The sequence below is a fragment of the Gordonia sesuvii genome (genome assembly GCF_036350415.1).
Classification (GTDB): Bacteria; Actinomycetota; Actinomycetes; order Mycobacteriales; family Mycobacteriaceae; genus Gordonia; species Gordonia sesuvii.
The window spans coordinates 65,461-90,302 of the sequence record NZ_JAZDUF010000002.1 but is presented as its reverse complement, the minus strand read 5'-3'; the positions used below and the strand labels follow the sequence as shown (position 1 = coordinate 90,302).

General features: G+C 66.7%; 24 protein-coding genes. 14 read left to right on the top strand and 10 right to left on the bottom strand.

The window, feature by feature from the left end:
* Window positions 1-93: 93 nt before the first annotated feature.
* The 3 genes from VZC37_RS07265 (at window position 94) to katG (ending at window position 3,094) form a co-directional block, all read left to right on the top strand.
* A complete protein-coding gene (locus VZC37_RS07265; protein WP_330431810.1) occupies window positions 94-318 on the top strand; it encodes a dodecin in 225 nt (74 codons plus the stop codon).
* A 66-nt stretch (window positions 319-384) separates the two neighbouring features.
* Window positions 385-828: a Fur family transcriptional regulator gene (locus VZC37_RS07260; RefSeq protein WP_330431809.1), complete on the top strand. Its 444-nt coding sequence runs from the start codon at window positions 385-387 to the stop codon at window positions 826-828.
* Between the two features lie 121 nt (window positions 829-949).
* Window positions 950-3,094 carry a catalase/peroxidase HPI gene (gene katG, locus VZC37_RS07255; protein WP_431309380.1) on the top strand — a complete coding sequence of 715 codons (2,145 nt, stop codon included), beginning with the start codon at window positions 950-952 and terminating at the stop codon, window positions 3,092-3,094.
* Between the two features lie 80 nt (window positions 3,095-3,174).
* Here the strand turns inward: katG and bluB are convergent, their stop codons facing one another.
* Entirely contained in the window at window positions 3,175-3,861 is a 687-nt protein-coding gene (bluB, locus tag VZC37_RS07250; RefSeq protein ID WP_330431807.1) for a 5,6-dimethylbenzimidazole synthase, read from the bottom strand.
* A 102-nt stretch (window positions 3,862-3,963) separates the two neighbouring features.
* Here bluB and VZC37_RS07245 point away from each other — a divergent pair, with 102 nt between their 5' ends.
* From VZC37_RS07245 to upp, 4 genes are all read left to right on the top strand, one after another.
* Window positions 3,964-4,551 (top strand): class I SAM-dependent DNA methyltransferase, encoded by a 588-nt coding sequence (locus tag VZC37_RS07245; RefSeq protein WP_330431806.1) that lies wholly within the window; start codon window positions 3,964-3,966, stop codon window positions 4,549-4,551.
* Between the two features lie 138 nt (window positions 4,552-4,689).
* On the top strand, window positions 4,690-5,964 hold the full coding sequence (locus tag VZC37_RS07240; RefSeq protein WP_330431805.1) for a GTP cyclohydrolase II: 1,275 nt from the start codon (window positions 4,690-4,692) through the stop codon (window positions 5,962-5,964).
* On the top strand, window positions 5,961-7,202 hold the full coding sequence (locus VZC37_RS07235) for a URC4/urg3 family protein (RefSeq protein WP_330431804.1): 1,242 nt from the start codon (window positions 5,961-5,963) through the stop codon (window positions 7,200-7,202). The genes VZC37_RS07240 and VZC37_RS07235 overlap by 4 nt, the downstream gene beginning before the upstream one ends.
* Window positions 7,203-7,218: 16 nt before the next feature.
* On the top strand, window positions 7,219-7,848 hold the full coding sequence (gene upp / locus VZC37_RS07230) for a uracil phosphoribosyltransferase (protein WP_330431803.1): 630 nt from the start codon (window positions 7,219-7,221) through the stop codon (window positions 7,846-7,848).
* A gap of 22 nt (window positions 7,849-7,870) precedes the next feature.
* Here upp and VZC37_RS07225 read toward each other — a convergent pair whose 3' ends face one another.
* The 5 genes from VZC37_RS07225 to VZC37_RS07205 all read right to left on the bottom strand — a co-directional run bounded on the left by VZC37_RS07225 (window position 7,871) and on the right by VZC37_RS07205 (window position 12,046).
* The gene (locus VZC37_RS07225) at window positions 7,871-8,593 is read right to left on the bottom strand and encodes a CPBP family intramembrane glutamic endopeptidase (RefSeq protein WP_330431802.1); all 723 of its coding nucleotides are present in this window, start codon (window positions 8,591-8,593) and stop codon (window positions 7,871-7,873) included.
* Between the two features lie 84 nt (window positions 8,594-8,677).
* Entirely contained in the window at window positions 8,678-9,280 is a 603-nt protein-coding gene (locus tag VZC37_RS07220; protein ID WP_330431801.1) for a TetR/AcrR family transcriptional regulator, read from the bottom strand.
* On the bottom strand, window positions 9,277-10,137 hold the full coding sequence (locus VZC37_RS07215) for an ABC transporter ATP-binding protein (RefSeq protein WP_330431800.1): 861 nt from the start codon (window positions 10,135-10,137) through the stop codon (window positions 9,277-9,279). Before VZC37_RS07215 ends, VZC37_RS07220 begins: the two co-directional genes overlap by 4 nt.
* Complete coding sequence (locus tag VZC37_RS07210) at window positions 10,134-10,973, bottom strand: ABC transporter ATP-binding protein (RefSeq protein ID WP_330431799.1); 840 nt, start codon at window positions 10,971-10,973, stop codon at window positions 10,134-10,136. Before VZC37_RS07210 ends, VZC37_RS07215 begins: the two co-directional genes overlap by 4 nt.
* Window positions 10,970-12,046: an ABC transporter permease gene (locus tag VZC37_RS07205; protein WP_330431798.1), complete on the bottom strand. Its 1,077-nt coding sequence runs from the start codon at window positions 12,044-12,046 to the stop codon at window positions 10,970-10,972. The genes VZC37_RS07210 and VZC37_RS07205 overlap by 4 nt, the downstream gene beginning before the upstream one ends.
* 117 nt (window positions 12,047-12,163) lie before the next feature.
* On the opposite strand from VZC37_RS07205, the gene VZC37_RS07200 reads away from it, so the two are divergent.
* Entirely contained in the window at window positions 12,164-13,138 is a 975-nt protein-coding gene (locus tag VZC37_RS07200) for a bile acid:sodium symporter (protein WP_330431797.1), read from the top strand.
* A 12-nt stretch (window positions 13,139-13,150) separates the two neighbouring features.
* On the opposite strand, the gene VZC37_RS07195 is transcribed toward VZC37_RS07200, so the two are convergent.
* On the bottom strand, window positions 13,151-13,885 hold the full coding sequence (locus VZC37_RS07195; protein WP_330431796.1) for a glucose 1-dehydrogenase: 735 nt from the start codon (window positions 13,883-13,885) through the stop codon (window positions 13,151-13,153).
* A 125-nt stretch (window positions 13,886-14,010) separates the two neighbouring features.
* Between VZC37_RS07195 and VZC37_RS07190 the strand changes: the two genes are divergently transcribed.
* Window positions 14,011-15,096, top strand: a complete 1,086-nt coding sequence (locus tag VZC37_RS07190) for an NAD(P)H-dependent amine dehydrogenase family protein (RefSeq protein WP_330431795.1) — start codon at window positions 14,011-14,013, stop codon at window positions 15,094-15,096.
* Window positions 15,097-15,322: 226 nt separating this feature from the next.
* Here VZC37_RS07190 and xylB read toward each other — a convergent pair whose 3' ends face one another.
* The 3 genes from xylB to VZC37_RS07175 are packed head-to-tail and all read right to left on the bottom strand — an operon-like array spanning window position 15,323 to window position 19,301.
* The gene (gene xylB / locus VZC37_RS07185; protein ID WP_330431794.1) at window positions 15,323-16,714 is read right to left on the bottom strand and encodes a xylulokinase; all 1,392 of its coding nucleotides are present in this window, start codon (window positions 16,712-16,714) and stop codon (window positions 15,323-15,325) included.
* Window positions 16,711-18,153 carry a mannitol dehydrogenase family protein gene (locus VZC37_RS07180; protein ID WP_330432468.1) on the bottom strand — a complete coding sequence of 481 codons (1,443 nt, stop codon included), beginning with the start codon at window positions 18,151-18,153 and terminating at the stop codon, window positions 16,711-16,713. Before VZC37_RS07180 ends, xylB begins: the two co-directional genes overlap by 4 nt.
* 38 nt (window positions 18,154-18,191) lie before the next feature.
* Window positions 18,192-19,301 carry an NAD(P)-dependent alcohol dehydrogenase gene (locus VZC37_RS07175; protein WP_431309379.1) on the bottom strand — a complete coding sequence of 370 codons (1,110 nt, stop codon included), beginning with the start codon at window positions 19,299-19,301 and terminating at the stop codon, window positions 18,192-18,194.
* 77 nt (window positions 19,302-19,378) lie between these two features.
* On the opposite strand from VZC37_RS07175, the gene VZC37_RS07170 reads away from it, so the two are divergent.
* The 5 genes from VZC37_RS07170 to VZC37_RS07150 all read left to right on the top strand — a co-directional run bounded on the left by VZC37_RS07170 (window position 19,379) and on the right by VZC37_RS07150 (window position 24,786).
* On the top strand, window positions 19,379-20,368 hold the full coding sequence (locus tag VZC37_RS07170) for a sugar-binding transcriptional regulator (protein ID WP_330431793.1): 990 nt from the start codon (window positions 19,379-19,381) through the stop codon (window positions 20,366-20,368).
* Window positions 20,368-21,756 (top strand): ABC transporter substrate-binding protein, encoded by a 1,389-nt coding sequence (locus tag VZC37_RS07165; protein WP_330431792.1) that lies wholly within the window; start codon window positions 20,368-20,370, stop codon window positions 21,754-21,756. The genes VZC37_RS07170 and VZC37_RS07165 overlap by 1 nt, the downstream gene beginning before the upstream one ends.
* Before the next feature lie 3 nt (window positions 21,757-21,759).
* Window positions 21,760-22,716, top strand: a complete 957-nt coding sequence (locus VZC37_RS07160) for a carbohydrate ABC transporter permease (RefSeq protein ID WP_330431791.1) — start codon at window positions 21,760-21,762, stop codon at window positions 22,714-22,716.
* Window positions 22,716-23,591, top strand: coding sequence for a carbohydrate ABC transporter permease (locus tag VZC37_RS07155; protein WP_330431790.1), 876 nt, complete (start codon window positions 22,716-22,718; stop codon window positions 23,589-23,591). The genes VZC37_RS07160 and VZC37_RS07155 overlap by 1 nt, the downstream gene beginning before the upstream one ends.
* 88 nt (window positions 23,592-23,679) lie before the next feature.
* The gene (locus VZC37_RS07150; RefSeq protein WP_330431789.1) at window positions 23,680-24,786 is read left to right on the top strand and encodes an ABC transporter ATP-binding protein; all 1,107 of its coding nucleotides are present in this window, start codon (window positions 23,680-23,682) and stop codon (window positions 24,784-24,786) included.
* The last annotated feature ends 56 nt before the right edge of the window (window positions 24,787-24,842 follow it).

Here is a 24,842-nt window from a genome sequence, read left to right as displayed (position 1 = left end):
ACCCTCTCCCCGTACGCACACTGCACCGCGAGCGCGGGAGGGCAAGTCGCGCGTTCGCACCCGCGCCGGGGCACCGCATGGGACCATCGGCTCATGAGTGATCACACCTATCGCGTCATCGAGGTTGTCGGGTCCTCACCGGAGGGCATCGATCAGGCCATCGCCAACGCCATCGCCCGGGTCTCGGAGACGACTCGCAATGTCGAGTGGTTCGAGGTGGTCAGCACGCGCGGCCACATCGTGGACGGCAAGGTCGCCCACACCCAGGTCACCCTCAAGGTGGGCTTCCGGGTCGAGTCCAACGGTGCACTGGACTGACTGCCGCCGACCAGCAGCTTTCCGTCAAGACTTGACTGAGTCCAGAAAACCGGCATCATTGTCTGCGTGCCGTCTCCCACTGATCACGTAAAGCGTTTGCGTGACGCGGATCTGCGGGTCACCCGTCCGCGTCTCGCCGTTCTGGACGCCGTGTGGGCACATCCCCATGCCGACACCGACACCATCGTCGGGGCCGTCCGGGCCGGACTTCCTGACGTGTCCAAGCAAGCGATCTACGACGTGCTCCGCGCGTTGACGACCGCCGGGCTCGTACGGCGAATCCAGCCGTCCGGCCACGTGGCCCGCTACGAGTCGCGCGTCGGCGACAACCACCACCACGTCATCTGCCGGTCCTGCGGGGCCATCGGTGACGTCGACTGTGCCGTCGGGGCTGCACCATGCCTCACCCCGTCGGAGCACCACGGCTTCGTCCTCGACGAGGCCGAGGTCATCTATTGGGGTTTCTGCGCCGACTGCGCGGACTCCCTCCCTTCGGGATCACATCCGTGATCACAGCCCGAATCACTCACTCCCGGAAAGGTTTGTCGTGACCGAGCAAAACCCCGCCCACGCCACCGAGCACCCTCCTATCGCCGAGGCCAACACCGAGGCAGCCGACAAGGGATGCCCGATGCGGATCAAGCCGCCCGTCGAGGGTGGCGGCAACCGTGACTGGTGGCCCAATCAGCTCAATCTCAAGCTCCTGGCACACAACCCGGACGTGGTGAACCCGCTCGACGAGTCCTACGACTACGACGCCGCGCTGCAGACGCTCGACGTCGACGCGCTCAAGGCCGATCTCGTCGAGGTCATGACGACCTCGCAGTCGTGGTGGCCGGCCGACTTCGGCCACTACGGTCCTCTGTTCATCCGGATGTCGTGGCATGCGGCCGGCACCTACCGCGTCGAGGACGGCCGCGGCGGCGCCGGTTCGGGGATGCAGCGCTTCGCGCCGCTCAACAGCTGGCCGGACAATGCCAGCCTGGACAAGGCCCGTCGTCTCCTGTGGCCGGTCAAGAAGAAGTACGGCAAGGCGATCTCGTGGGCCGACCTGCTGGTCCTCGCGGGCAACGTGGCACTGGAGTCCATGGGCTTCAAGACCGCCGGCTTCGCCTTCGGACGCCCCGATCAGTGGGAGCCCGAAGAGGTCTACTGGGGCCCCGAGGCCGAATGGCTCGGCGACAGCCGCTACAGCGGTGAGCGTGACCTCGAGAACCCGCTCGCCGCAGTGCAGATGGGCCTGATCTACGTCAACCCCGAAGGCCCCAATGGCAATTCGGATCCGCTGGCGGCAGCCGTCGACATCCGCGAGACCTTCGGCCGGATGGCGATGAACGACGTCGAGACCGCCGCGCTCATCGTGGGCGGCCACACCTTCGGTAAGACCCACGGCAACGGTGACGCCGAGCTCGTCGGCCCGGAGCCGGAGGCCGCGCCCATCGAGCAGATGGGTCTGGGCTGGGTGAACCCGCAGGGCACCGGTGTCGGCGCCGACGCCATCACCAGCGGCCTCGAGGTCATCTGGACCAACACGCCGACCAAGTGGGACAACAGCTTCCTGGAGATCCTCTACGGCTACGAGTGGGAGCTCTTCCAGAGCCCGGCCGGCGCCAACCAGTGGAAGCCGAAGGATGCCGGAGGCGACGGCACCGTCCCGAACGCGTTCGGCGAGGGCAAGACCCATCCGTCGATGCTCACCACGGACCTGTCGATGCGATTGGATCCGGGCTTCGAGAAGATCACCCGGCGGTGGCTCGACCATCCCGAGGAGCTCGCCGACGAGTTCGCCAAGGCATGGTTCAAGCTGCTGCACCGCGACATGGGTCCGGCGATCCGCTACCGCGGACCCCTGGTGCCGTCGGAGACCTACATCTGGCAGGACAACGTGCCCGCGCAGGAGGGGCCGACACTGTCGGACGCCGATGTCGACTCGCTCAAGGCGCAGCTGCTCGACTCCGGCCTGAGCGTCGCACAGCTCGTCTCCACCGCGTGGAAGGCCGCATCGTCGTTCCGCGGCAGCGACTTCCGCGGCGGCGCCAACGGTGGGCGCATCCGCCTGCAGCCGCAGGTCGGCTGGGAGGTCAACGAGCCTGACGAGCTCGCACAGGTCATCAGCACCCTCGAGCGCATCCAGGAGAGCTTCAACGGTGAGGCGGGAGCCAAGGTTTCCTTCGCCGATCTCGTGGTGCTCGGCGGTGTGGCCGGCGTCGAGAAGGCGGCCAAGGACGCCGGCGTCGACGTCTCCGTCCCGTTCACCCCGGGCCGTACCGATGCCACCCAGGAGATGACGGACGAGGACTCCTTCGCGCACATGGAGCCCAAGGCCGACGGCTTCCGGAACTACGCGGGCAAGGCCAGCGAGCTTCCCGCCGAGTACCGCCTGCTGGACAAGGCCAACCTGCTCACGCTGTCGGCACCGGAGATGACGGTGCTCGTCGGCGGGCTGCGGGTTCTGGGCGCGAACTACAAGGGTTCGTCGCACGGCGTGCTCACCGAGACGCCGGGCCAGTTGACGAACGACTTCTTCGTCAACGTGCTGGACATGGCCACCGAGTGGACCCCGTCGCCCGCCGACGACGGCTCCTATGTCGGTAAGGATCGCGAGAGCGGAACGACGAAGTGGACCGGCACGCGTGCCGACCTGGTCTTCGGTTCCAACTCGCAACTGCGGGCCCTGGCCGAGGTCTACGCCGAGGACGATGCCAAGGAGAAGTTCGTGAAGGACTTCGTCGCGGCATGGGACAAGGTCATGAACCTCGACCGGTTCGACGTCTGATCATCTGCTGATCGACGACAGTGCCCTCCGGCCACCGCCGGAGGGCACTGTCGTATCCGCATGCCCGCGCGTCGGTCTGCTCAATCAGACTCTGTCGGAACGTATCCCGGGTGGACCGCACCGTCGCCGTGGGAGGCACTCGCGCTCTGCGTCGTGAATGTCTCCCGGTGCACCGCGTCGGCGAGCGGACGGCGTGACCGCCAACCGAAACGTTCGAGATCGGGCACGGTCTGCAGTTGCGTGACCGGTCCGATACACAGCCACGCGACGACGTCGAGACCTCTCGGCAGGTCGATCAGCCGGCGCACGGCATCGGGCCGATAGAACGACACCCATCCCACGCCGAGTCCTTCGGCGGTCGCGGCGAGCCACAGGTTCTGGATCGCCAACCCGACCGACAACCGCCCGGTCTCCTCGACCGTGTGACGACCGAGCACGTGGGGCCCTCCCCTGTCGGCGTCGTAGGTGACCACGATGCCGGTGCCGGACTGCTCAATGCCTTCGACGACGATCGGGTCGAAGGTCTGCGCGCGGTCGGCGGGCAGCGATCGCGCGAAATCGGCACGACAACCCGCGACATGTTCGGCGAACGCGGCCAGGTGCGCCGGGTCCTGGATCACCACGAAGTCCCACGGCTGGGTGTTGCCGACACTCGGCGCCGCATGCGCGGCCGACAGCACCCGCCACAACCGGGCCTCGTCGACGACGTCCCCGCTGAACTCGTTGCGTACGTCGCGCCGGCTCGAGATCGCCTCGTAGATGTCCATCCCTGACACACTTCCCGAGCCGTTCAACCGACGACGCACGGGGTCCGACGGACAGTCCCGACACACCCGACTTCGCACCGCGAACGATGGCACGATGGGCCGATGGCGACGCGATGGGACGACGCGAGGGCCCCGAAGGGCGACGACTACGACAAACGCTGGCAGCACCTGGCGGCGAGCGGGCAGAACATCCATGGCGAGGCGGACCTGGTGCAATCGCTCATCGGCGACAGAACCGATCAGCGGATCCTCGATGCCGGCTGCGGAACCGGCCGGGTCGCGATCGAACTCCGCCGCCGGGGATTCGCCGTGGTCGGCGTCGACGCCGACGACCACATGCTGGCCACCGCCAGACGCAATGGACCCGACGTCGCCTGGGTGCTCGCCGACCTCGCCGAACTGGACACCAACGTCGAAGGGGTCTTCGATCTCGCGGTACTCGCCGGCAACGTGATGATCTTCCTCGAGCCGGGCACCGAGGGGCGCGTCCTCGACCAGTTGTCTCAGCGGATCGAGCCCGGCGGTCTGCTGGTCGCCGGGTTCTCGCTGCGCGAGGATCGGCTATCCCTCGCGGACTACGACCATCTCGCCGAGCGATCCGGCTTCGACCTGGTCGACAGGTGGTCGACGTGGGATCGCGATCCGTTCGACGGCCACGACTACGCGGTATCGGTGCACAGTCGTCGCTGATCGGCGAGTTCGGTATCCGAGGTCGTCGTACCGGCCGATCGTCGAAGATCTGTTATCTCCTCGCCCAGCATCTGTTCCCTGCAGTCGCTATGCTGGCGCTTCCACTGGCGCCGATGGGCTGCACGGACAGGAGCGACGATGACCTCAGATCTGAGTCCGGATGCGCTGCCGCCCGCGTCATCCGGCCACATCCGACTGACCTCTCACAGCGGCGGGCTCGACGCACTCCCGATCCGATGGGGCGCACCGACCCCGGCCGAACGCGGCCCCGTCGTCGGCACCACCTCGCGCCGTTCGCACCGAAACGTCATCGGAACCCACAGCGGCTCGTACAGCGTCTATCGCGCGCTGGCCGTCGCCGCGGGCGCGCTGTCCCGGGAACACCGCGCCGACCTCACCGACACCGCACCCACCGATGTCGTCGGCCCGCACCCGCAATGGTCGGACTCCGACCGCATCGTCAGCCTCGATCCGTGGGGGGCAGTCACCTCCGATGTGTTCGCCGACCGATTGGCCGCCGGACACGACATCCGTCCGACGATCGCGATCACGAAGGCCCACGTGATCCTTCCCGAGATCGCCGACGCCATCGCACAGGGACGACTCCGGCCCGACGGCCGTTTCCTTCTCGACTCCGGCGCCGCGCTCGTCACCAAGGCCGCCGTCGAACCGGTGTGGTACCTCCCCGGGGTCGCGCAGCGATTCGGCTGTACCGAGGCCGCGCTCCGGCGCGTGCTGTTCGAGGAGACCGGAGGGATGTACCCAGAGCTCGTCACCCGGTCCGACCTCGAGGTCTTCCTCCCGCCGATCGGTGGTCAGACCGTCTACATCTTCGGTAGTGCAACCGATCTCGCGAATCCGGAGGTCGAGCTCACCGCACGCGTCCACGACGAGTGCAACGGATCGGACGTCTTCGGTTCCGACATCTGCACGTGCCGCCCGTATCTGACACATGCGATCGAGGAATGCATCCTCGGTGCACAGCGTGGAGGTGTCGGGCTGGTCGCCTATTCACGCAAAGAAGGACGCGCTCTCGGCGAGGTCACCAAGTTCCTCGTCTACAACGCCCGGAAGCGGCAGGTCGGCGGAGACACCGCAGAGCAGTACTTCGCACGGACCGAATGCGTTGCGGGCGTGCAGGACATGCGGTTTCAGGAGTTGATGCCGGATGTGCTGCACTGGCTCGGAATCCGCAGGATCCACCGCCTGGTGTCGATGAGCAACATGAAGTACGACGCCATCACGGGTTCGGGCATCGAGGTCGGCGAGCGGGTCAACATTCCCGATGAACTCATCCCCGCCGATGCCCAGGTCGAGATCGACGCAAAGATGGCCGCGGGCTATTTCACCCCGGGTCAGGTGCCGGACGCAGCGGAACTGGGCAAGGCCAAGGGCAGAGGTCTGAACACGTGACGGTCGACCTCCCGGAGGTCACCCGCGCGCTGCGCGCCGCCGAGACTCTCCGGTCCACCACGACCATCCGGCAGCGGGCCGGCAGCCTGACCGAGCGCGCCCGTGCCGGCGATTCAGCGTGGTTCATCGTCGACGACGACGCGCTACCGGCCGCCGCGGCCGAGGTCGTGACCGTGACGCGACGCCGATATCCCGAGCTCGACATCCCATTTCACAGTCGCTGGCGACATTTCGAGGCCGGCGGTACGGATCGCACGGCCCGGATCCGTCAACTCCTGCCCGGCGATCGGGCAGCCCAGGCGAGGGCGCTCATCGACCTGGCGGTCGTCAGTGTTCTCCTCGACGCCGGTGCAGGTCCCGACTGGTCGTACGTCGAAGCGGACACCGGCCTGCAGATCGGGCGGTCCGAAGGTCTCGCGGTCGCCTGCTGGCATGCCTTCGTCGATGGCCTGTTCTCCACCGACCCCGACCGGCCGATGCAGGTCGATGCCGCCGGTCTGCGCCGGCTGACCGTCGCCGATCTCGGCACTGCATTCCAGGTCGACGACCACAACCCGCTCGTCGGGCTCGACGGACGCGTGGAGTTGCTGCGGCGGCTCGGGTCCGCCATGGGCCGGCATACCGACGTCTTCGGCGACGATCTGCGGCCCGGTCACCTCTACGACACGCTGGCAGGTGCCGACACCGGCGTGGTCGACGCCCACGCCATCCTCGACCTGCTATTGGCGACCACGTCGGGGATCTGGCTGTCCGGCAACGCCCTCGGTGGTGTCCCACTGGGCGACTGCTGGCGACACGACGCCGTCCGTGGCGACGGGTTGTCCGACGGATGGATGCCGTTCCACAAACTCTCGCAATGGTTGACGTATTCCCTTCTCGAGCCGTTCGTGTGGGCCGGCCATCGAGTCGACGGCCTCGATTCCCTGACCGCACTGCCGGAGTACCGCAACGGCGGTCTACTGCTCGATACCGGCGTCCTGCGGCTCCGCGATCCTGATGTCGCGCAACACCGCTGGGCCGCAGGCGATGAGCTCGTCGTGGAATGGCGGGCGCTGACCGTCACGCTGATCGACGAGATCGCGCAGGACGTACGCCGCGAGTTAGCGGTCGACGCCGACCGACTCCCGTTGGCCTGTGTGCTGGAAGGGGGCACCTGGGCGGCCGGGCGCGAATGCGCCCGGGCCCGGCGGGCAGGTCTGCCTCCCCTCGACATCGCCAGTGACGGCACCGTTTTCTGACCCGAAGGATCCCGACATGGACGACGTGGTTCTCATCGACCATCCGCTGGTACAGCACAAGTTGACGCTCATGCGGCGAAAGGACACGTCCACCAACGATTTTCGACGCCTCCTCACCGAGATTTCCACCCTCATGGCGTACGACGTGCTGCACGACATCCCGATGCACCCGGTGACCATCGAGACCCCGTTCGAGACGACCACCGCCAACGTCATCGACGGCAAGAAGCTGGTGTTCGCTTCGATTCTGCGGGCGGGCACCGGCATCGTCGACGGCATGCTGACGGTGGTTCCGGGTGCGCGGGTAGGCCATATCGGGCTCTACCGAGACCCGAAGACCAGGATTGCCGTCGAGTACTACTTCAAGATGCCCGGCGATCTCGCCGAACGTGACGTGGTCGTGGTCGATCCGATGCTGGCGACGGGACATTCCGCGGTGGCCGCCGTCGACCGCATCAAGGAGTACTCCCCCCTCTCGATCAAGTTCGTGTGCCTATTGGCGTGTCCGCAAGGCATCGACATGATGCGGTCTGCTCATCCCGATGTCCCGATCTTCACGGCCGCGGTCGATCGGGAGCTCGACGAGAACGGCTACATCGTGCCCGGGATCGGGGACGCCGGGGACCGGATCTTCGGCACCACGTAGTGCCTCACGTCCGTCCTTACTGTCAGGACGGCAGGTGCCACGCCACGGCGGCTCCCACCGCGCCGGTGGCATTCAGCGCCCAGTGCAGAGCGATGGGCGCCAACAGACTCGTCGTGCGATGTCGCAGCCAACCGAACACGAACCCCGCCGCGGTTGTCGCGGCGACGGCACCGGCGATGCCCAGCACCTGGCCGATCGCTCCGGAACCCAGCACCGAGCGCAGACCTTCGTTGCCCTCGGTGAGTCCCATCGAGGACCCGACGTGCCACAGCCCGAACGCTGCCGCACCGAGACTCAGCGTGGTGCGGACACCGAACAGCCGGCCCAGCGACCCCTGCAGAACACCACGGAACAACAATTCTTCCGGCAGTACCGTCTGCAAGGGGATGGTCACCAGCGCGGCGAACAGGGCTGCGGTCGCACTGTCGAAACGATCCGACAAGAAGAACTGACGCGTCGCCGGGATGGCGACGGCCACCGTCACGATCCCGAACACGGCGACCACCGCCGCCAACGCGTAGGGGACGCCGGATCGAAGCTCTGCGCGGCTCAATCCCATCTCGCGCCACTGCAGACCCACAAGCCGGGCCACGCCGACGACGATGACCGCCCCGAGGGGCACGGCGAGGACGGCGACCGGGCTCCCGGCGAGGTGGGCGGTGAGGTTGATCGCGACCAGAGCTGCGACAACGGCGGCGAGCAGAACCATCGAGCGCACGCGCGTGGCGTTGTCGGGGCGGATCATCGCATCCTTCCTGGCGACGTTGGGACCATTGTGCCCCATGGTCTTCCGGGGTGGCCCGCTGTTGATGGTCAGACCGAGACCGCCTTACAGGTCTCCCAACAGATAGTTGTCGATGGTGGCGCCCACACTCCGCCCGAGTTCGGCCGCCGTCGCGGTCTCGATCTCGCCGACCTTCATGACATAGCGCGCCAGCACCAATCCAAACATCTGCGAGACCACGAGCGCGATCCGCCGTTCCCGATCATCGGCGCGGGCGACGTCGCCCAACACTGTGGTCGCGACGTCGATGAAGAACTCACGCAGCCGATCGGCGACCTGCTCGTGGGTCACCGCGATCCTGAGCAGTGCGACCGCACGCGACCGCTGTTGTGGATTGTCCTCCCAGAAGCCGACGACACGTTCCACGAATTCGCGTCCCACGCCGGTACCGCGGTCGGCGATGCCGGCGAACAGCGTGGTGGGATCGATCTCGGGTCGCAGGGCCGCGACGAGGAGGTCGTTCTTGGTGCCGAAGTAGTGATGGATGAGCGCCGGATCGACGCCTGCGCGGGTGCCGATCGCGCGCATCGTCGTTCGTTCGAATCCCTTTTCCGCAAACATTTCTCGAGCGGCGTCGAGGATCTGTCCGCGCTTGTCGTCGCCGGTGTCGTCCAGTCTGGGCCGACCGCGGCCCCGTGCCGCTGTCATCGCTCTCGAGCAAGAACCAGCATGCGCTCCTCGATGGTGGCGCGCACCGGTCTGATCTCGGCCTCCACCCCGGCCGCCGACAACGCCTCGTCGATGGTCGCCGGGTCGGTGTCGGGCACCCGAATCGCTCGGCCGTCCAGGATCACCGGTATGTCTGCGGCGTTGAGGATCGCGAAGGTCCGCGCCCAGTCCGACGTGTGCACCGCGACGGCGCGGGTATCCCCGATGATGTCGTCTTCACTCCCCGACCCCACAAGCCGGCCACCGGCCATCAGCAGCAGTCGGTCACATTGCTGCGCCTCTTCCATGTAGTGGGTGGTGACCAGGACACCGGCCCCGCCGTCGGCCTGTGCCCTGATCGTGTCCCACAGCTCGGCTCGGGACAGCGCGTCGACGCCGGAGGTCGGCTCGTCGAGCACCAGCACCTCGGGATGGTGTGCCAGGGCCACGACGAACGCCGTCTGCCGTTGGGCGCCGAGGGCGAGGTCGCCGACGAGCGTGTTCCGGACATCTGCCAGTGCGGCGGGTAGTTCGGGGATGGCGGCGTCGTATGCGGCGGCGCTGAATGACAGGTTCTCGACCACCGTGAGGTCTCGGTAGAGCCCCAGGTTCTGCGGCACGTAGCCCATCCGGGCCCGGTGCGTTCGGTCGGGCGGACCGCCGAGCAGTTCGACCGCGCCTTCGCTGGTCGCCAGCAACCCCAACAGCATGCGGATCAACGTCGTCTTCCCGGCACCGTTGGCGCCGAGCAGGCCGACCACCTCGCCCGGCCGCACGGTCATCGACACCGAGTCGACGGCGGTGAAGTCACCGAACCGACGGGTAACCGAGTCGGCACGCAACACCTCGCCGCTCATGATGCCGGCTCCTCGTGTCGTCGCGACATCGACAAGGCGATGACGATGTCCTCGAGGTCTGGTGTCACCGTCTGCGCATCGGTGTCGGGACTCCCCTGCGCCCAGTACTCGTGGCGTCGTCTCCCCCGCCGCCACGACCACTCCGGCCGGACGGGCACGTCGGCGGCGGTGATGACCCCGGTGAATGCCGTGCGTACCTCGTCGTAGGACCCCTGGGTGAGGATCCGTCCACCGTCGAGCACGACCAGGTTCCCCGCCCGTTCGGCCTCGTCGAGGTAGGTCGTCGACATCACCACCGCCGCCCCGTCGGCCGCGGCCTCGGAGATCATGCGCCACAGGTCGATTCGACTCACCGGATCGACACCTGTGCTCGGTTCGTCGAGCACCAGCAGACGCGGTCGATGAAGCATCGCCATCGCCGCACCCAGCTTGCGCCGCATCCCGCCCGAGAGCGCCGATGCGAGGCGATCGGCGGCCACCCGTAGACCTGCCCGATCGATGGCGCCTTCGCGTCGATCGACCAGTTCGTCACCCGTAAGCCCGTAGATCCCACCGACGAGGTCCAGGTTCTGCCGGACCGTCAGCGCAGCCCAGCTGCCGGGCCCGGCGGACAGGAACCCGATCTCGTGCTTGGTCGGCGCCGAGATCGATCCGCTGTCCGGGCCCACCTCGCCGACGAACGCCCTCAGCAGCGTCGACTTACCCGCACCGTCACCACCGACGAGCGCGACGACCTGCCCGGCCGGAACCTCGACGGTGACGTCGTCGAGAGCCGTTCGGTCACCGAAGCTCACCGACACCGATCGGGCTGTGGCGATGGCGGTCGGGGCGGTCATGCGACGTCCGCGTCGGTCGCCTCGGTGGATGTCGGTGAGGCCGGCGGCGGCGACTTCTTCACATCGGGGGCCAGATCTCGGCGGAATCGCAGGGTGGCCCCGGTGAACACCACCACCGCCATCACCGCGAGCACGACCAGCGGCAGCCACAGCGAGTCGATCGGGGCATCGCGCAGCATCACTCCCTGGGAGATCATCGTGAAGTAGGTCAGCGGAAGCAGGTACCCGATCCACCGGACGCCCGCCGCCATCGCATCCAGCGGGAAGATCATGCCGGACAACAAGATCTGCGGAAGCAGGAACAGGAAAGCGGTCTGGATGGCCTGCCCGGTGGTCTGCGAGATGGTGGATATCAGCACGCCGAGACCGAGGACGACGAACAGGAAGATCCCGGCGCCGAGCGCGAACACGAAGACGTTGCCGTTGAAGGGGACACCGAAGAGAACCATGCCGAGAACCGTGACCACCACCATGTCGATGGCGGCGAGGATGAAATACGGCACGATCTTCCCGAGGATCACCTGACTGGGCCGTATCGGCATGACGGCAAGCTGTTCCAGTGTCCCCGCCTCACGTTCGCGAACCAGACCGATGCTGGTGATGATGGTGCCGATGAACGTGAGGATCAGTCCGATGATCGCCGGCACCATGACCCACGACGTCTTGAGGTCCGGGTTGAACAAGATGTCGGTCCGGATCTGATCCCCCAGCCGGTTCAGCACCGAGACCGTCGACTGCGCGGCGAACAGGTTCGATCCGTCCACATACGCCACCGGTTGCTCGCCCGGACCGCCCGTCACGATGGCCACGTCGACCTTGTTCTCCCGCAACATCTCCTGGGCCTGCGCAGTTCCATCGGCCTCATTCGTCTCGGTGACCTCGAAGTACGACGGCAGACTGTTCTCGACTTGCGCCGCGGCGGGACCGACCACCGCGGTCTGGACCGACGACACGTAGAAGTTGGCTGCGTATCCGAAGATCACCAAGAGCAGCAGCGGCAGAACGATCAGCATGGCCAGGGTGCGGGGGTCCCGCCGGAGTTCGCGAAATTCCTTGAGAATCATGGCGCGCATGATCGGAGCGTACGACTGCGGAATGCGGTGGTCAACGCTTGTTGAATAAATTCATCCTGTCGCGACACGGTCGGCGACGATCTGGCGGTCGGCGAAGGATGGGCGCCATCGGACAGAATGGGCCTTGTGCGTCGACCTGCCGCCCTTCCCGAGACCATGGAACGACACCAGGTCGCGATCTACCTGGCTGCCGTGGCGGCCGGGGCGGGACTGGGACTGTCGATGCCGAGCTGGCAGTCATCGCTGGAACTCGCGATCAACCCCGCGATCGCTGGATTGCTGTACGTGACGTTCCTGCAGGTACCCACGGCGACGCTCGGGAAGTCCTTGCGGGACAGCCGTTTCATGGCGGTACTGCTGGCAGTCAACTTCGTGGTGGTGCCGATCGTGGTCGGAGTGCTGTTCACCCTGCTGCCGGACGAGCCGGCCATCCGGATCGGCGTCCTGCTTGTGCTGCTGTGTCCCTGTGTCGACTATGTGATCGTGTTCAGCGGATTGGCCGGCGGTGCCGGACATCGGCTATTGGCGGCGACGCCGATCCTGTTGCTCGCGCAGATGGCACTCCTGCCCGTCTATCTCACGATCTTCATGGGGACGGAGATCGCCGACATCGTGGAACCCGAACCGTTCGTGGTTGCGTTCATCGTTCTCATCGCGGTGCCGCTCGCCGCCGCGTGGTCGACACAGGCCGCAGCCCGGTCCATCCCGCAGATGGACCGGTTCCGGGCCGGGGTGAGCACTCTCATGGTGCCGCTCGTCGTTCTGGTCCTGGTCGTGGTGGTCGCATCCCAGATGGCCACGCTGGGCGATCACGCCCGCGACATCGTCGAGTTGATCCCCGTCTACGTGGTGTTCCTGGCGGTGATGGCCGGACTCGGGTTACTGATCGCTCGGCGCGCCGGCCTGGATCTGCCCGCGCGCCGCGCGATCGCGTTCTCGGGAGCCACCCGCAACTCACTGGTCGTGTTGCCCCTCGCCCTCGCGCTGCCCGCGGGATTCGAGGTTGCCGGCGCGGTGGTCGTGACCCAGACCGTCGTCGAGGTCCTCGGGATGGTCGCTTTAGTGGCGATCATCCCGAGGATCACCCGATGAGTCGCGCGGTGGTCACTTGTGCGGCACGTCGGCCGTCAGTCCGCCGTCCATGACGAACTCGGTCCCGGTCGCGTAGGAGGACTCGTCGCTGGCGAGGAAGACAACGAACGTCGCGACCTCGTCGGACTCCGCCGGCCTACCCAGCGGAATCTTGACGAGATCCTCGGGTAGCCCTTCGGTCATCGGCGTCCGGATCAGGCCGGGATGAATGGAGTTGACCCTGATGTTGTGCGAGGCCAGTTCCAACGCAGCCGATTTCGCCAGACCACGGACACCCCACTTGGTGGCCACGTAGCCGTGGGCCCACGGGCTGCCCCGCAGACCTTCGACCGATGACACGTTGATGATCGAACCGCCACCGGCGGCGATCATCGGATCCACCGCCGCCTGCATCCCGAGGAATGTGCCGGTGAGGTTGACGTCGAGGATCTGCTTCCATTTGTCGAGCCGGAACTTGCGCAGCTCGGCACCGTTCACGATCCCGGCATTGTTCACCAGAACGTTGAGTGCGCCGAAGTCGTCGACGGCGGCCGACACCGCGCTCGTCCAGTCATCCGGAGAGGTCACGTCGAGGTGGACATACCGCGCTGCCGCGCCGAGGTCGTCGGCGAGCGCCTTGCCCTCGTCGTCGAGGATGTCGCCGATCACCACCTTCGCCCCCTCGCCGACGAGCATGCGTGCGTGCGCCGCACCCATCCCCCGAGAACCACCGCTGATCAACGCAACCTTGCCGTCTACACGTCCCATGGCGAGGAAGGTTACCTGGTCAAGGGATGAATGAGAACAGGTTCTATCAATCCACCGCCCGTCGTGATCTACTAGGTGGACACTAGTCCGGACAATTGTTCACCTGACCAGGCAAGGAGTGATCGATGGCCATCCGAGTAGGTCACGTCGGAACCGGGAACGTCGGCCGGCTGGCGCTGCGTCAACTGATCGGCGACGCACGGTTCGACCTCGTCGGTGTGTGCGTGTCGAACCCGGAGAAGGTCGGCAAAGACGCCGTAGAGCTCGCCGAGCTCGACGCCGGGCCGACCGGCGTCACCGCGACCGCCGATCTCGACGCCCTCATCGCGACCGAACCGGATTGCGTCGTCTACTGCGCCATGGGCGACACCCGCCCCGTCGAGGCCTTCGACGACTGCATCCGCCTCCTCGCCGCGGGAATCGATGTCGTCGGGTCGGCACCGAACACCCTGCAATACCCCTGGGGCGTGATGCCGGACAAAGTCATCAAGAAACTCGAGTCGACGGCCACCGACAACGAGGCGAGCATCTTCATCACGGGCGTGGATCCGGGCTTCGCCAACGACCTCATCCCGTTCGCCCTCGCCGGGACCTGTCAGCAGGTCGAACAGATCCGCTGTATGGAGATCGCCGACTACGCCACCTACGACGGCGCGACCGTGATGTTCGACGTCATGGGTTTCGGCAAGCCGATGGACGAGACACCGATGCTATTCCTTCCGGGGATTCTGGGAATGGCTTGGGGCACAACGATTCGTCAGCTCGCCGCCGGCCTCGGCGTCACCGTGGACGAGATCGTCGAGCACTACGAAGAGGAGGCGGCGCCCGAGGCCTTCGACGTCGCCACGGGTCGTGTCGAGAAGGGAACCCGCGCGGCCGTCCGATTCGAGATCATCGGCATGGTCGAAGGCCGACCCGCGATCGTCGTCGAACATGTCACCCGTCTCCGCGGAGATCTCGGTGCACAGTGGCCGCAACCGGCCCAGCCCGGCGGCTGCTATCGGGTCGAGATCGTCGGAGAACCCGCCTACCGCGTCGACATCTGTCCGTCCAGCGAGCGCGGCGACCACAACCACGCGGCGATCGTCGCGGCGGCCGGCCGGATCGTGAACGCCATCCCGACCGTCGTCGACGGCCCGTCGGGAATCCGCACCACCCTCGACCTGCCATTGGTCACGGGCGCAGGCACGTTCGTCGGTGCCCCTTCGTGACGCTCGGCTAGCGCCTCGCTCCTCAGGGATCGGGACGTGACGCTCCCAATCGCCTCGCTCCTCAGGCACCGAAACGTGACGCACCCACCCGCCTCGCTCCTCAGGGATCGAAATGAGACGCTCCCACCCGCCTCGCTCCTCAGGGACCGAAACGTGATGCTCCCACCCGCCCCCTGAGGAATCCCGGAGCCTGCGAAGGGATGTCACGAAGGGGCCCCCGCCCGAGTCAGCCCCGGAGCACCAGATCCGCGGCCTCACGGTAGCGCGCGTAGACATGCGGACCAGCCGCCACGCCGGTCCGCTCCTCAGCCGGCACCTGCCAATCCGGGAGCTCGCCGGTCGCGGCCCACGCCGCCTGCCGGGCGGCGCCGAGCGCGACGTACTCGCCCGCCTCAGGGATGTGCACAGTGCGACCGAAGAGTTCGGGTGCGATGTCCCGCACCGCCGCCGACCGCACCCCACCACCGATCATCAGGACACGGTCGAGGTCCACACCCTGCCCTCGAACCAAGTCCAGGCAGTACTGCAGTGAGCACAGCAGGCCCTCGACGGCAGCGCGGGCCACGTTTTCGGGGGTCCAGTTGTCGGCGGTGACGCCGACCAGCGACCCGGTCGCGTCCGGCAGGTTCGGCGTGCGTTCGCCTGCGAGGTAGGGCACGAACGCCAGCCCGCCCGCTCCCTGCTGTGCGGAGAGTGCGAGGGTGCCGAAGTCGTCGAGATCGACGCCGAGCATCCGTGCGGTCGCAGCCAGAACCGGTGCACCGTTGAGGGTGCACACCAGCGGGAGGTGTCGGCCGGTGGCATCCGCGAAACCGGCAACGACGCCGTCGGCGTCGCGCGGAGGAGACCCGGAGACCGCACTGACCACACCCGAGGTCCCCAGCGAGACCACACAGTCGCCCGGCCCCACCGCCAATCCCAGTGCAGCAGCGGCGTTGTCACCGGCCCCCACCCCGATCACGATGCCCCCGGACATGGTGCCGGCGGTGTCGGCCGGACCGAGAACCCTCGGGAGTACAGGCCGACGGCCGCCGAAGGCGATGTCGAACACGTCGTCGCGATAGCTGTCCGATGCCGCCGAGTAGTAGCCGGTCCCCGATGCGTCACTACGATCGGTGGTCAGTTCGTGGATGTCCGTCTCGCCGCGCAGTCGCCAGGTGAGCCAATCGTGCGGCAGACACACCGCCGCCGTCGCATCGGCGTGGTCGGGTTCGTTGTCGGCCAGCCAGCGCAGTTTGGTCGCGGTGATGGAGGCGACCGGGACCACACCGACCCGATCTGCCCACTCCGCTGCGCCCCCGAGCTCGTCGATCAGCGTCGAGGCACTGCCTGCCGACCGGGTGTCGTTCCACAACAACGCATCCCGCACCACCTGCCCGTCGCGGTCGAGACAGATCAGGCCGTGCTGTTGACCGGCGACCGAGACGGCGGCCACGTCGCCCAGACCGCCTGCGGACTCGACGGCACTCTGCAGCGCGTCCCACCAGTGGTCCGGATGCACCTCGGTACCCGGCGGGTGCGGCGCCGACCCGCTCCGAACGACCTCACCGGTGGCCGCATCACAGATCAGGACCTTGCACGATTGCGTCGAGGAGTCGACACCTGCGACCAGGGTCATGCCAGCAACCCCTCGAGGGTCGCCCGCGCGCCGTTGCTCCGTAGGGATTCCAGGGCGGCCAGATACGGCTTGGTGAACCGTTCATCGTCGGCGAGATTTCCGAACAGGCTCGCGTCGGACACGAATGCCAGCGGTTCCGATCGCGATCTCACCGCTGCCGAGACCATTCGCTCCGAGAGCGGGTCCACCACCGCGATCTCCGCACCGTCCTCGTCGACGCCCTCGGCGTACCGGGTCCACGACGCGACCACCGCGGCGGAAAGGGTGACATCTCCCCCGCTGTCGAGGCGGTCTCGGATGACGGGTACCAGCCACTTGGGGATTCGGTCCGAGGAGTCCTGGCACAGCCTCGCGATCGTGTCGGCGATCGCGGAGTTGCCGAACCGGGCGATCAGCGTCTCGGTGTAGGAGTCCAGGTCGACTCCGGGCACCGGCTGCAAGGTCGGGCGGCCCTCCTGGGACATGTAGCGGCGCAACAGCTCCGCGATCAGCGGGTCGGCAGTCGCGTCATGGACGTACCGGTACCCCATCAGGTATCCGAAGTAGCACAGCGCCTGATGGCCGGCGTTGAGCAGCCGCAACTTCATCAGTTCGTAGGGCGTCACATCGTCGACGACCTGCACGCCCACCTCCTCGAGGGCGGGACGCCCCATCGAGAAGGCGTCCTCGAGCACCCATTGGGTGAACGGTTCGGCGACCACTGGCCAGCGGTCGTCGATGCCTGTCCGGTCGCGGACCTCGGCGCGGAGTTCCGCGGGGGTGGCGGGGGTGATGCGGTCGACCATCGAGTTGGGGAAGCGGGTGTGGTCGGCGATCCAGTCGGCCAGTTCGGGGTCCTTGTGGCGGGCGAACGCGAGGAAGGTCGACTCGGCGACATGCCCGTTGCCCGCGATGTTGTCACACGACATGACGGTGAATGACTCGATACCGCGTGACCGACGACGACGCAGCGCCTCGGTGACCAGACCGAAAACAGTGCGGGGCACCGCACCCTCGGTGAGGTCGGCGACGATGTCGGGGTTCGTGAGGTCGAACTCGCCGGTGGACGGCGAGAAGTTGTATCCCCCCTCGGTCACGGTGAGTGAGACGATGCGCGTCGCCGGTGCGGCCAGCTGTTCGACGACGCCTTCGGGATCATCCGGCGCATAGAGGTATTTGATGATCGATCCCACGATCGTGGTTTCCACCGCACCGTCGGGATGACGAAGGGTCAGCGTGTAGAGACCGTCCTGCGGCACCAACGCATCACGCATCGCGGCGTCGGCCGGCCGCACCCCGACACCGCAAATTCCCCAGTCCGACGCGGCCTCCGCGTCCGCGGCGAACAGTCGGTCCAGATACATGGCCTCGTGGGACCGGTGAAATCCACCGACCCCGAAGTGGACGATGCCGCATTCTCTCTGCGAACGCTCGTATTCGGGGGTCGAGACGCTGCGGATCTCCGCGAGCTCCGCTTGACGTAGCTCATGTGTGTCGGTCACGGGTGCACGTCCTCTACTGTGTCGGATTCCGCCGATTCCGGCGATTGGATGAGTGGGGCCGGCGGGTTCCCGCCGGGATAGACGATCGCCTTGATGCTGCCGGGTGTGCGGTCGCTCTCGAGAGCTGCTCGGACGTCGTCGAGCCCGAAACGCCCGGTGATCATCGCGTCGAGATCGACACGCCCCGAGGTGATGAGGGACAACGCCGCCGGCCAGGTGTTGGCATAGCGGAACACCCCGGTCAGGACGATCTCACGGTTCTGGATCACGCTGGTGGGCAGCGACATCTCGTCGGCACCCATGCCCACCAGTACCGCTCGCCCGGCCGGGCGAAGTGCGTGTACACCGGCGGCGACCGCAGCCGGGACTCCGCTGGCATCGATGAATGCCGAGACATCGGCGATCTCGGCACCGGGCTCGACGACCTCGGTCGCACCGAACCGCGGTGCCATCGCCTGTCGCGTCGCGTCCGGTTCGCTCACCACGATCCGATCCGCGCCTGCCGCACGCGCGACCTGCGCACACATGAGGCCGATGGGTCCGGCGCCCGCGATGAGCACCGAGTCGCCCATCGTCACCTCGGCTTTCCGGATGGCGGCGATTCCGACGGAGAGGGGTTCACACAGCGCCGCGGCGTCGTCGCCGACCGAGTCGGGCACGGCATGCGCGAACGCAGCACCGATCGTGACGTACTCGCACAGCGCACCGTCGACCGGAGGGGTCGCATAGAAGCGCATGTGCGGGCACAAGTTGTAGCGACCCTGACGGGACGGCTCGCTCGACGGATCAGGCTGTTGTGGCTCGATCGACACCCGCTGTCCCACGCGGGATTCCGGAACATCGTCCCCGACTCCGACGATGACCCCGGCGGCCTCGTGGCCGAGCACGATCGGATGCTCGACCACATGCGTTCCGATACGACCGTGGCGCAGATAGTGGGTGTCGGAACCACATACACCGACGGCGAGTACCCGGATGAGGACTTCACCGGGCCCGGGGCGGGGTATGGGCCGCTCTTCCACGAGAAGCCGACCATCCGGGTACAGCACACTCGCTCGCATGCTCGTGATCGCCAGATCACTCACTGGACTCACTGTTGCGTGCATCACATTCGCAATGTTAGCGTATTGAGCATATTCCCGGCTAGTGAGCAAATGCTCACCCAGATTTTGAGGCGGCGAAGTTGACCACTCCTTCGAGAACCACCGCGGACACCGGACATGACCTGCGACTCCTGGTCCGCGCCGCGACGATGTACCACCTCGAGGGCCTGACCCAGGCCGAGATCGCCACGCGTCTCGGCGTGTCCCGTCCGACTGCCGGCCGGCTCGTCGCCCGTGCACGCGCCCAGGGACTCGTACAGGTGACGGTGAGCGCGCCCAGTCACCTCAGCTCGTCCATCCACACCGACGTCGAGCGGTCCGTCGAGGAGACGTTCGGACTCGACGAGGTCCTCATCATCGACGAGATCGCCGACGGCACCGCATCGGCCAACGCCGCCCTCGGGCGCGCCGGTGCGTCCGTCCTGATGCGCCGAATCCAGCCGACCGATGTGCTCGGGTTCACCTGGGGTCCCGAGCAGGTCGCGGTCGCCGACGCGATGGCGGCCACCTCCTCGTGCCGCCAGGTTGTTCAGATGGACGGCTCGATGACATCGGTCGAGTACCACACCGGCGTCGACCACGCCCTCGCCCGACTGTCCGATCGGCTGCACGCACGCCCGATCCGACTGGTCGCACCGCTGTATGCCGACCCCGAGACCGTCGCGGCCCTGCAACGGGATTCGATCCTCTCCCAGTCGCTGTCCGCGGCGAGGTCGGCCAACGTGATGCTGTTCGGTGTCGGCTCGGTCTCCACCTCGACCACCCTCTTCGAAGGCGCCTTCATCGACGCGATCGTTCTCGATGAACTCGCCGAGCTCGAGGCGGTCGGCGAGATCGGCGGACGGTTCTACGACGACCACGGCCGTGCCGTGGACTCGACACTCGTCGATCGCACGGTGTCGGTGCCGCTCGACAGTGTGCGGGCCTGTCCGACCACGATTCTCGTCTCCGGTGGAGAGCACCGCCGGGACTCCATCCTCGGCGCCATCCGTGGCGGGTACGCGACGATCCTCGTCACCGATCTTCCCACCGCAGAATGGCTTGTCGCGCAACAGAAAGGTGACCTCTGATGGCGCACGTCCCGAAACGCGGCCGCCGTCGCCGCCGCATCCCGCGTGGCCCGAAGATCGGCGCCACCGCCATCGCGTCGGTGGCCGCGCTCACCCTGGCCGGCTGTTCCGGCGCGGGTGAATTGACCGGCGGCGGCGGTGACGCCGTCACCGTGGCCATGGTCTCCAACTCCCAGATGCAGGATGCGGTCGCATTGTCCGGCCAATTCGAAGCCGAGAATCCCGGGATCAATCTGGAGTTCGTCACCCTGTCGGAGAACGAGGCCCGGGCCAAGATCACGGCGTCCGTCGCCACCGGCGGCGGCGAGTTCGACGTTGTCATGATCAGCAACTACGAGACGCCGATGTGGGCCGAGAACGGCTGGCTGGTCGACCTCGGCCCGTACATGGCCGCCGATCCCGACTACGACGCAGACGACTTCATCCCCACTCTCAAATCCGCTCTGTCGTACGACGGTTCGATGTACTCGGCGCCGTTCTACGGCGAGTCGTCGTTCCTCATGTACAACAAGCGGATGTTTGCCGACGCGGGCGTCTCGTTGCCGCCGAACCCGACGTGGCCGGAGGTCGCCGATGCGGCCGCAGCCCTCGACCGGGGCGACGTGTCCGGGATCTGCCTACGCGGCAAGCCGGGCTGGGGCGAGTTGCTCGCGCCGCTGAACACGGTGATCAACGCCTTCGGCGGACGATGGTACGACGAGAACTGGAACGCGCAACTGACAAGTCCGGAGGTCAAGGCCGCCGTGCAGTTCTACGTCGACACGGTCCGCAACCACGGTCAGCCGGGCGCCGCGTCGTCGGGCTTCCAGGAGTGCGGAAACCTGCTCTCCCAGGGCCAGACGGCGATGTGGTACGACGCGACCTCGGCGGTCTCGGTGCTGGAGAGCCCGGAGACATCCACCATCGCCGGTGACGTCGGGTATCTGCCGGCCCCACGAATGGCCAAGTCCGACAATGGATGGCTCTACACCTGGTCACTCGGCATCCCCACCAGCAGCGAGAAGCCCGACGACGCCTGGAAGTTCATCGACTGGATGACCAATCGCGACTACATCGAGTACGTGTCCGAGACCCTGGGACCGGCGAACATCCCGCCCGGCAGCCGGATGTCGACCTATGAGTTGCCCGAGTATCAGGAGATCTCGGCGCCGTTCGCGGATGCCACGGTGTCGGCGATGACCACCGCCGACCAGCAGGATCCGACCCTGCTGCCTGTTCCGTACACCGGTGTGCAGTTCCTCGCCATCCCGGAGTTCCAGGATCTCGGGACCCGGGTGAGCCAACAGATCTCGGCGGCCATCGCCGGACAGATCAGTGTCGATCGAGCGCTCGAACAGAGCCAGGAGTACGCCGAGACGGTCGGCAAGACCTACCAGAAGGAGAGGTGAGCCGTGGCCACCACACTCGCCCAACCGGGGGCCGAACCCCAGCCACAACCGTCGGCGCCGAGTTCGCGGCGCGACCACATCTCGCGTGCCGAAGGCTGGCGACGCCGCGGTCCGCTGCTGCCCGCGCTGATCTTCATGCTCGTGGTGACGCAGGTTCCGTTCGTGTTCACGCTGTTCTACTCGACGCAGTCCTGGAACCTGGTCCGACCCGGATCGCGGAGTTTCGTCGGGATCGACAACTATCTGGCGGTGTTCACCGACGCGCAGTTCTGGCGCGTCACGTTCAACACCATCGTCCTGATCGCCGGCACCGTTCTCGCGTCGGTGATCCTCGGACTGATCTTCGCCCTGCTCCTGGACCGGAAGTTCCTGGGCCGCGGTATCGTTCGCACCCTGTTGATCACGCCGTTCCTGGTGACCCCGGTAGCCGCCGCGCTGCTGTGGAAGACCAGCCTGCTCTCGCCGACGAACGGCTTGGTCAACTGGATGTTGGGACCCTTCGGCGTGGAGACGGACTGGCTCAGCCAGTTCCCACTGATGAGTGTCATCGCCGAACTCGTGTGGCAATGGACGCCGTTCATGATGCTCCTCATCCTGGCCGGCCTGCAGTCGATGCCTCAGGACATCCAGGAAGCAGCACGCGTCGACGGCGCCACCAGTTTCCGACTCTTCCGTGAGCTGACCCTGCCCCATCTGCGTCGGTTCATCGAACTCGGCGCTGTCCTCGGCGCGATCTACCTGGTCAACACCTTCGACGCGGTCTACATGATGACCTCCGGCGGACCCGGCGTCTCCAGCGCCAACCTGCCGTTCTACATCTACCAACGCGCCTTCCTCGGCTTCGACATCGGTCAGGCCGCCGCGATGGGCGTGGTCACGGTGATCGGCACGATCGTCGTCGCCTCACTCGCCCTACGTCTGATCTTCAAGAGCTTCACCGGAAACGAGGAGGCGGCCTGATGACCACCACGACCCCCACCCACCGCTCGACCGATACCGTCGGCGGCGTCGAGATCACCCGGCGCAGAGACACCCGCGGCGCCCTGCTCACGGTGCTGACCTGGATCCTGGCCCTGGGCTTCTTCTTCCCGGTGCTGTGGATGGTGCTCACCGCGTTCAAGCAGGAGAGCGAGGCGGCGACCGATCCACCGACGTTCATCTTCGCCCCGACGCTGGATCAGTTCCGCGAGGTCTTCGACGCCGGTATCGCAACACCGCTGCTGAACTCGTTGTTCGCCACCATCGTCTCCACGATTCTGGTCCTCGCACTGGGAGTTCCGGCCGCGTTCGCACTGTCGCTGCGTCCGGTCCGCAAGACCCAGGACGCACTGTTCTTCTTCATCAGCACCAAGATGTTGCCGATCGTGGCCGCGATCATCCCGCTCTACGTGATCGTCGGACGCATCGGCATGCTCGACAACATCTGGACCCTGGTCATCCTCTACACCGCGATGAATCTCCCCATCGCCGTGTGGATGATGCGGTCGTTCTTCCTGGAGGTACCCGCAGAACTGTTGGAAGCCGCCAGCATCGACGGCGCCAGCCTGTGGACCTCGGTCCGCGAAGTCATCCTGCCGCTGGTGTCACCGGGCATCGCGGCCACCGCACTGATCTGCGTGATCTTCTCGTGGAACGAGTTCTTCTTCGCCGTCAACATGACCGCGGTCAACGCCCAGACCATGCCGGTGTTCCTCACCGGGTTCATGTCCGGTCAGGGCCTGTACTGGGCCCAGCTGTCCGCCGCCTCCGTGCTGGCCGCACTCCCGGTCGTCATCTGCGGTTGGATCGCCCAGAACAAACTCGTCCGCGGCCTCTCGTTCGGCGCCATCAAGTAGCGCGGCCGGTCATGCAACGCGACACCGGTTCCGCTCGCGGCGCCATCAAGTAGTCCCCCCCTTCCTCTTCGATCACAGGAGAACCACCATGGCTTCCATCACCTACGACGGCGCATGCTGCGTCTACCCCGGCGCCGACAAACTCGCCGTCGACCGCCTCAACCTCGACATCTCCGACGGAGAGTTCGTCGTCCTCGTCGGCCCGTCGGGCTCCGGGAAATCCACTGCGCTGCGCATGCTCGCCGGACTCGAGGAGATCGACTCCGGCCAGATCCGCATCGGCGGACAGAACATGGTCGGCGTGGCCCCCAAGGACCGCGACATCGCGATGGTCTTCCAGAACTACGCCCTCTATCCCAACAAGACCGTCGGGGAGAACATGGGCTTCGCCCTCAAGATGCGCGGCATCCCCGCCGAGGAACGCAAGGCCAAGGTGGCCGAGGCCGCCCGCCTGCTCGACCTCACCGACTTCCTCGACCGCAAACCCGCCAAACTGTCGGGCGGCCAACGCCAACGCGTCGCCATGGGGCGTGCGATCGTGCGTGAGCCCCAGGTGTTCTGCATGGACGAGCCGCTGTCCAACCTCGACGCGAAACTACGCGTGCAGACCCGCACCCAGATCGCCGCACTACAGCGCCGGCTCGGCACCACCACCGTCTACGTCACCCATGACCAGGTGGAAGCCATGACCATGGGCGACCGCGTCGCCGTGCTCCGCAACGGTGTCCTGCAGCAGTTCTCCACCCCGGCCGACCTCTACGACAGCCCCGTCAACGCCTTCGTCGCCGGATTCATCGGCTCCCCCGCGATGAACCTGTTCGTCGCGCCGGTCAAGAACTCCTCGATCGAGATCGCCGGGTCCTCTGTCGATCTCGACGACGAGGCGCAGGCGCTGCTACGCGGTTCCGGGCTCGACAAAGTCATCGTCGGTATCCGGCCGGAGCACCTCGAGATCGGGGCCGAGCGGGGCATCGACGCCGACGTCGCACTGCTCGAGGAACTCGGTAGTGAAAGCTACATCTACGCACGTGTCGACGACCCGTCGATCGAGACGCTGGACGGGGATCCGGTGACATTGGTCGCGCGCTCGGCGCACCGGTCGCCGGCCAAGGCGGGAGATTCGGTGCGGCTACACCAGATCGATCGCGCGGTGCACCTGTTCGACCCGGCGAGCGGCGACCGCCTGGGCGGCTGACGCTCGTCGGCCGGCAGCACCGGCAATCCGCCGGATCTTCCACACCCGCTGATACG